This window comes from Micromonospora mangrovicola (assembly GCF_047200535.1).
GTDB lineage: Bacteria > Actinomycetota > Actinomycetes > Mycobacteriales > Micromonosporaceae > Micromonospora.
In genome coordinates this window covers 1-6,045 of record NZ_JBJZOG010000184.1, presented here as the reverse complement: position 1 = coordinate 6,045, position 6,045 = coordinate 1, and the positions used below count along the sequence as shown (strand labels likewise).

Genomic DNA, 6,045 nt, shown 5'->3' with positions numbered 1-6,045 from the left:
CCGGTCGCGGAACGCCGCGACGCCGGCCGTCACTCCACCAGGACGGCGGTCGCATTACCCGGCCCGGCGCGGTTCATCCGTCGCCCGGTGGGCTCGCCGAACGGCCCGGACCGCCCACCGGCCGGTCCGGGCCGTTCGGCGAGCCGGGGCGCGCTTCCGGCGCACCGATCCCGGCCGGCCGTCGTGCCGTGACGGCTCCGTCACGGAGCATGACGGGATGGGTGCGTATCGATCAGCGTACGAGCGGAGCATCGCCGACCCGGAGGGCTTCTGGCGCGAGGCAACGGCGGACATCGACTGGTACCGGGTGCCGGAGCGGGTCCTCGACGACGGTGCGGCGCCGCTGTACCGCTGGTTCCCGGACGGGGAGCTGAACACCTGCCACAACGCGCTCGACCGGCACGTCGCGGCCGGCCGGGGCGACCAGCCCGCGCTGATCCACGACAGCCCGGTCACCGGCACCGTCCGCACCCTCACCTACGCCGAACTGCTGGCAGAGACCGCCCGGTTCGCCGGGGCGTTGCGTCGGCTCGGCGTCGGCCGGGGCGACCGGGTGCTGCTCTACCTGGCCATGGTGCCGGAGGCGGTGGTCGCGATGCTGGCCTGCGCCCGGATCGGCGCGGTGCACTCGGTGGTCTTCGGGGGCTTCGCCGCGCACGAGCTGGCCGTGCGGATCGACGACGCGCAGCCGAAGGTGGTGGTGGCCACCTCCTGCGGCATCGAGGTGGACCGGGTCGTGCCGTATCACCCGATCCTCGCCGCCGCGCTGGACGAGGCGACCCACGCCCCGGAACGCTGCGTGATCGTGCAGCGGTCGCAGGAGCCCGCCCCGCTCGTCGCCGGCCGGGATCTCACCTGGGACGAGGCGATGGCCGGCGCCGAGCCGGTCGGCTGCGTGCCGGTGGCCGCCACCGACCCGCTCTACATCCTCTACACCTCCGGCACCACCGGCCGGCCGAAGGGCGTGGTGCGGGACAACGGCGGGCACGCCGTGGCGCTGCGCTGGTCGATGCGGAACGTCTACGGCATCGAGCCCGGCGAGGTCTTCTGGGCCGCCTCCGACGTCGGCTGGGTGGTCGGCCACTCCTACATCGTGTACGCGCCGCTGCTCACCGGCGCGACCACCGTGCTCTACGAGGGCAAGCCGGTCGGCACCCCGGACGCGGGCGCGTTCTGGCGGGTGGTCGCGCAGCACCGGGTCGCCGCCCTGTTCACCGCGCCCACCGCGATCCGGGCGATCCGCCGGCAGGACCCGGACGGCGCGCTCATCTCCGGGTACGACCTGACCGGCCTCCGTACCCTCTTCCTGGCCGGCGAACGGCTCGACCCGGACACCTGGGCCTGGGCGGGGGAGCGGCTCGGCGTGCCGGTGGTGGACAACTGGTGGCAGACGGAGACGGGCTGGCCGGTGGCGGCCAACCCGCGCGGTCTGGAGCCGCTGCCGATCAAGCCGGGCTCCCCGTCGGTGCCGGTCCCCGGGTACGACGTCCGGGTGGTCGACGGCGGCGGCCGGGAGGTGCCGGCCGGCACCGACGGCTCGATCGTCATCCGGCTGCCCCTGCCGCCCGGCTGCCTACCCACCCTGTGGAACGACGACGAGCGGTACGTCCGCTCCTACCTGGCGACCTTCCCCGGCTACTACCTGACCGGCGACGGCGGGCGGTTCGACGCCGACGGCTACCTCTACGTGATGGGCCGCACCGATGACGTGATCAACGTGGCCGGGCACCGGCTCTCCACGGGGGCGATGGAGGAGGTGCTGGCCGGCCATCCGGCGGTCGCCGAGTGCGCGGTGATCGGGGTGGCGGACGCGCTCAAGGGCCAGGTCCCCAGCGGGTACGTGGTGCTCAAGGCCGGCGCCGAGGTCGACCCGGACACCCTCGCCGCCGAGCTGGTCGGACTGGTCCGGCAGCGGATCGGGCCGGTGGCCGCGTTCCGCCGGGTGACCGTGGTGCCGGCGCTGCCCAAGACCCGCTCCGGCAAGATCCTCCGCCGGACCATGCGCGGCCTGGTCGAGGGGCGGGACGAGCCGGTGCCGGCCACCATCGACGACCCGGCCACCCTGGCCGCTTTCCGCGACCTGGCGGCCACCGACTGATCCGGGCGCTGCCTGCGGGCGACCCGCCGGCTCGCGGATCGGGGTGCCATCTCCGGGCCGGGCGCCGGCGGCGTGGGCGACGGGGCCCGCGTCGGGGACTCAGCCGGCGAACCGGTAGAGCCTGAGCTCCTTCTCGGCGCCGCAGGCGATCACCTGGGTGCTCCACGAGCAGGACTTGCTGCGGATCTGCTTCAGCTCGCCCATCTCGAACGGCTCGGCGGCGGCCACCGACATCCCGGCCAGGCTGCGGTCGTCCTCGACGCTGCTCGGCGGCTCGGCGAAGAGCAGCACGTTCCCGGCGTCCAACCGGACGGCCACGCCGTCCCGGTCCCGCAGCACGGCGGCGCCGTCCGGGTCGAAGAGGGTCACCGCGGCCCGCGGCGAGTCCCGCTCGGCGAGCAGGTGCGCGCCGAGCGGCACCAGCTTCTCGGCCTGCGGGGCCGGCCAGTGCCGGCTGCCCTCCCCCTCCCTGGCCGCCACCACCTGGGTTCCGTCCGCCCCCGAGCTCGGCACCTCCAGCAGGCAGGCGCGGTGCTCACCGCAGGTGACCAGGGCCTTAGCCCGACTGTTCTCCTCCGGCGCGGTGTACAGCACAGTGGGCACGCCGAGGCTGCCCAGGTCGTAGGAGAGCAGCCGAAGACCCTTGGCATCCTCGGTCACGTACAGCCGGTCGTCCCGGGCCGCCACCAGATCGTCGACGTCGGCGACGTTGGGCCGGGTACGCAGGATCTCCCCGCTGTCCATCGCGACGACCCGCACCGACCGGTCCGCGCCCACCTGCACCAGCCGGTCGGCGTCACCCGACCAGGGCGCCCGTGGCGAGCCGTCCGGGTACGCGGAACCGTCCAGCGCCTCGCCGGTGCCCACCGGCAGCACCGTTGTCCGGGCGTCGCCGTACTCGTTGCGTGGGTTGTCCTGATGCCACTGCTCCCGGCCGTCGTCCAGCCGAAGCCCTACCAGTCGATGGCCGGTCCGGTCCAGCCAGACCATCGTCCGGGCGCTGAGGTAGACCTCGTCGTCGCCGTGGACGCTGACGTCCCACCGCTGGACGCCGGAACCACCGTCGAGCACCACCAGCGGGCGGGGCGTGCTGTCGCCGGACGCGTCGGCGAAGACGGCGACCCCGCCGGGCAGCGCCCGGATCCCCGCCCACCGCTCCGCGGTCACCCGGGTCGGCCGCTGCCAGAGCTCCTTGCCCGTGGTGGTGTCGACCGCCACCACCTTCAAGTGGTCGTCGGGCAACGGGTAGGCCAGGTAGGCGCGGTCGGCGAGCGTCGCGGTGAACATCTCACCCGGCCGCTCGTCGCCGGTCGACACCAGGGCGACCAGCTTCGGGGTGTGGAAGTCCAGCGGCGGGTGACGGTCCCGGAACACCCAGAGCAGCGTCGCGGCCACCACGGCGGCCACCACGAGGCCCGCGCCCAGCGCGATCCAGCGGCCCCGCCGGCCGGATTCCGACGGGGCGTCGGCCGCGGCGTGCGCCGGGGCGGGCTGCGGCGGGGCGGGGTCGGCGACCAGGGTGCCGTGCGGACCGGTGGCCGGTGCGGCCCCGCCGGGGGCCGTCGCGCCGCCGTCCGGGGCCGTGCCGTACGGTCCCGCGGCCGGCGGGCCGCTCACCGGCCGGCCGGCCGGCGTCGCTTGCGGCGTGCCGTGCGGTGCGGCCGGCGCCGGCACCACGTGCCCGGGCCGTGCACCCCGCCGCGGCAACGGAAGATCGGTCAGCGCGCCTTCGGCCACCGGCAGTTCCGGCTGTTCGAGGACGGTCGGGGCGACCCCCAACTCGGCGTGGAGCAGCCGGGCCACCAACGGCACCCGGGTCGACCCGCCGACCAGGAACAGACCGGAGAGCTGCCCGGGGGTCAGCCCTGCGGCGGTGATCACCTGCCGGGTCTCCGCCACCGCCCGGGCCAGCAGGGGCGCGGCGAGCCGTTCCAGGTCCTCCCGGGAGAGCGGCACCGCCGCCTCCACCCCGGGTACGGCGACCGGGGCGACCGTGGCCCGGGAGAGCATCTCCTTCGCGCCGCGGACGTTCTCCCGGAGCTGCTGCCGTTCCCGCCACTCGGCGGTGCTCCCCGGGTCGGTCAGCCGGGCCCACCGCTGCGGGTGCACGGGGGCGACCAGCTCGCCGAGCCGGCGCAGCAGCGTCGCGTCCAGGTCCAGGCCGCCCAGGTCGGCGACCCCGCCGGTGGCGACCAGGTGAAAACCCGAGTCGCCCCACGGGTCGGCCCCCTCGTTGCGGAGCACGGCGACGTCCAGGGTGCCGCCGCCGAAGTCGAACACCGCGACGGAGCCGCCCACCGGCACCGGCCGGCGCAGCACCTGGGTGTAGTAGCGCGCGGCGGCCACCGGTTCGCGCAGCAGGCGGGTGCCAGGCGCGATCGGGCCGGACAGGGTGTGCTCGGCCGCCGCCGGCCAGCCGGCCAACTCCAGCGCGTCGTGCAGCACCTGCCGGCGCGGCGCGGCCCACGCCGCCGGATGGGTGACCACCGCCGGCGGCAGGAAGCCCACCGCGGCCAGCGCCGCGTCGGCGACCGCGCGCAGCGTCGCGGCCAGCAGCTCCGCCGGCCGGTACACCCGCCCGCCCAGCTCGACCGTCTCCTCGTCGACCCGGCGCTTCGGGTTCGCCTCGTACCGGGTCGGGTCGGCCTGGGCCAGCCGCTGGGCGTCCCGCCCGACGTGCAGGCGACCCTCGGTGTCGGCGTAGACCCCGGACGGGAGGATCGGGTGCCCGTCCACGAGCAGCGGGCGGGTCCGCCCGTCCGGCCAGCGCAGCACGGCCACGGTGTTCGAGGTGCCGAGGTCGACGCCGAGGGCGTACCCGTCCTGCTGGCCTGACATCCGTGCCTACCTCCACCCGACGAGGGGATGCCCGGCCCCGCATCGTACGCAGCCCGCGCCGCGCGTCGATCTCCGGCGCGAGCACGCGGTGCCGGCCACCTCGCCGGCGACGTGCGGTGCGGCGACCGGGATCGGCGGTTGCGGAGATCGCCAACCCAGGATCAGACTCCGGGTGAGCAGGATCGACGAGGTCGTCGTGCGTACCCGATCCGATCCGCCCACAGTGGACCGTCGAGACCCCGTACCAGGTCCCGATCAAGTCCGCCTCATCAGAGCGCCCCTGCGGCCTGTCGAACCCGCACCGTCAGTTCGGAAGGACGAAGATCACCGCACCGATATGCCCGAGACGCCTGCTCAGGCGAGGGGCGTGGGTAACGCCTGGCGCCCGCTCGTGCCCGTTGATGGCGTCGACTACTGGCACGTGGCTGGCACGCACCGATCTGATCCGTAGGTTCGGCCTGGTGGTTCCCACTGGTGGCTTCCACGCCGAACCGGCTGAGCGACCTTCTCGGCAATGCCTCCCTGCGCAGTGTCCATGATGATGGCATGCTTCGATCTACGTCCGGTCGAGGGAGGCCCAGAGCAGCCCATGCCAACCATCGTCGTCCATCGCCCCTTTGACGCAGTGATCGCACGGCTGAAGATCAAGGTTGACGGGCACGTCACGGCGCGCCTGAAGCGCGGGGCTAGCCAACGCTTCGAGGTAGAGCCGGGACGACATGTAGTGCGGGTGCATCTGGGCTTGCAGGCCAGCTCGCCGGTCGAGCTGGACTTGGACGGCACCGAAACGGTCACTTTGGAGGCCGCGGTGTACGAACGAGCATGGCGGTTCACGGAGACGTTCCTGCGGCCGGGGAGCGCCCTCGACTTGCGGGTGGTGTGACCTACGCATTACGAGATCAAAATGGGCGACCCGGCGAGCTGCCCGGATGGGCTCCTAGCAGCGGAAACACCTCTCGACATCTCACACCACTCCCCCGCTGCCCGTCGACCTCTTGCGGACCAGATGCGGACCGTCGCGCAGGCGCGGTCACCTCGGAGCGCTGAGGACCTTCCGCCCTTGCGCTTCTACTGGGCGGGGCCAAACAATCTTGCCGTGCCCGATGGCC

Annotated in this window: 3 protein-coding genes; 2 read left to right on the top strand and 1 reads right to left on the bottom strand. The window is 74.2% G+C overall.

Features of this window, described 5'->3' with window-relative positions; translation table 11 throughout:
- The first annotated feature begins 217 nt into the window (after positions 1–217).
- On the top strand, positions 218–2,098 hold the full coding sequence (locus ACL02O_RS33400) for a propionyl-CoA synthetase (protein WP_412822176.1): 1,881 nt from the start codon (positions 218–220) through the stop codon (positions 2,096–2,098).
- 99 nt (positions 2,099–2,197) lie between these two features.
- On the opposite strand, the gene ACL02O_RS33395 is transcribed toward ACL02O_RS33400, so the two are convergent.
- Positions 2,198–4,936: an Hsp70 family protein gene (locus tag ACL02O_RS33395; RefSeq protein WP_412822175.1), complete on the bottom strand. Its 2,739-nt coding sequence runs from the start codon at positions 4,934–4,936 to the stop codon at positions 2,198–2,200.
- Positions 4,937–5,525: 589 nt separating this feature from the next.
- On the opposite strand from ACL02O_RS33395, the gene ACL02O_RS33390 reads away from it, so the two are divergent.
- Positions 5,526–5,819 (top strand): hypothetical protein, encoded by a 294-nt coding sequence (locus ACL02O_RS33390; protein ID WP_412822174.1) that lies wholly within the window; start codon positions 5,526–5,528, stop codon positions 5,817–5,819.
- The last annotated feature ends 226 nt before the right edge of the window (positions 5,820–6,045 follow it).

What these genes read in the sequence shown, in the direction of transcription:
- ACL02O_RS33400 (WP_412822176.1), top strand. Translation starts at nt 218, where the DNA reads ATGGGTGCGTATCGATCAGCGTACGAGCGGAGCATCGCCGACCCGGAG.
- ACL02O_RS33395 (WP_412822175.1), bottom strand. Translation starts at nt 4,936, where the DNA reads ATGTCAGGCCAGCAGGACGGGTACGCCCTCGGCGTCGACCTCGGCACC.
- ACL02O_RS33390 (WP_412822174.1), top strand. Translation starts at nt 5,526, where the DNA reads ATGCCAACCATCGTCGTCCATCGCCCCTTTGACGCAGTGATCGCACGG.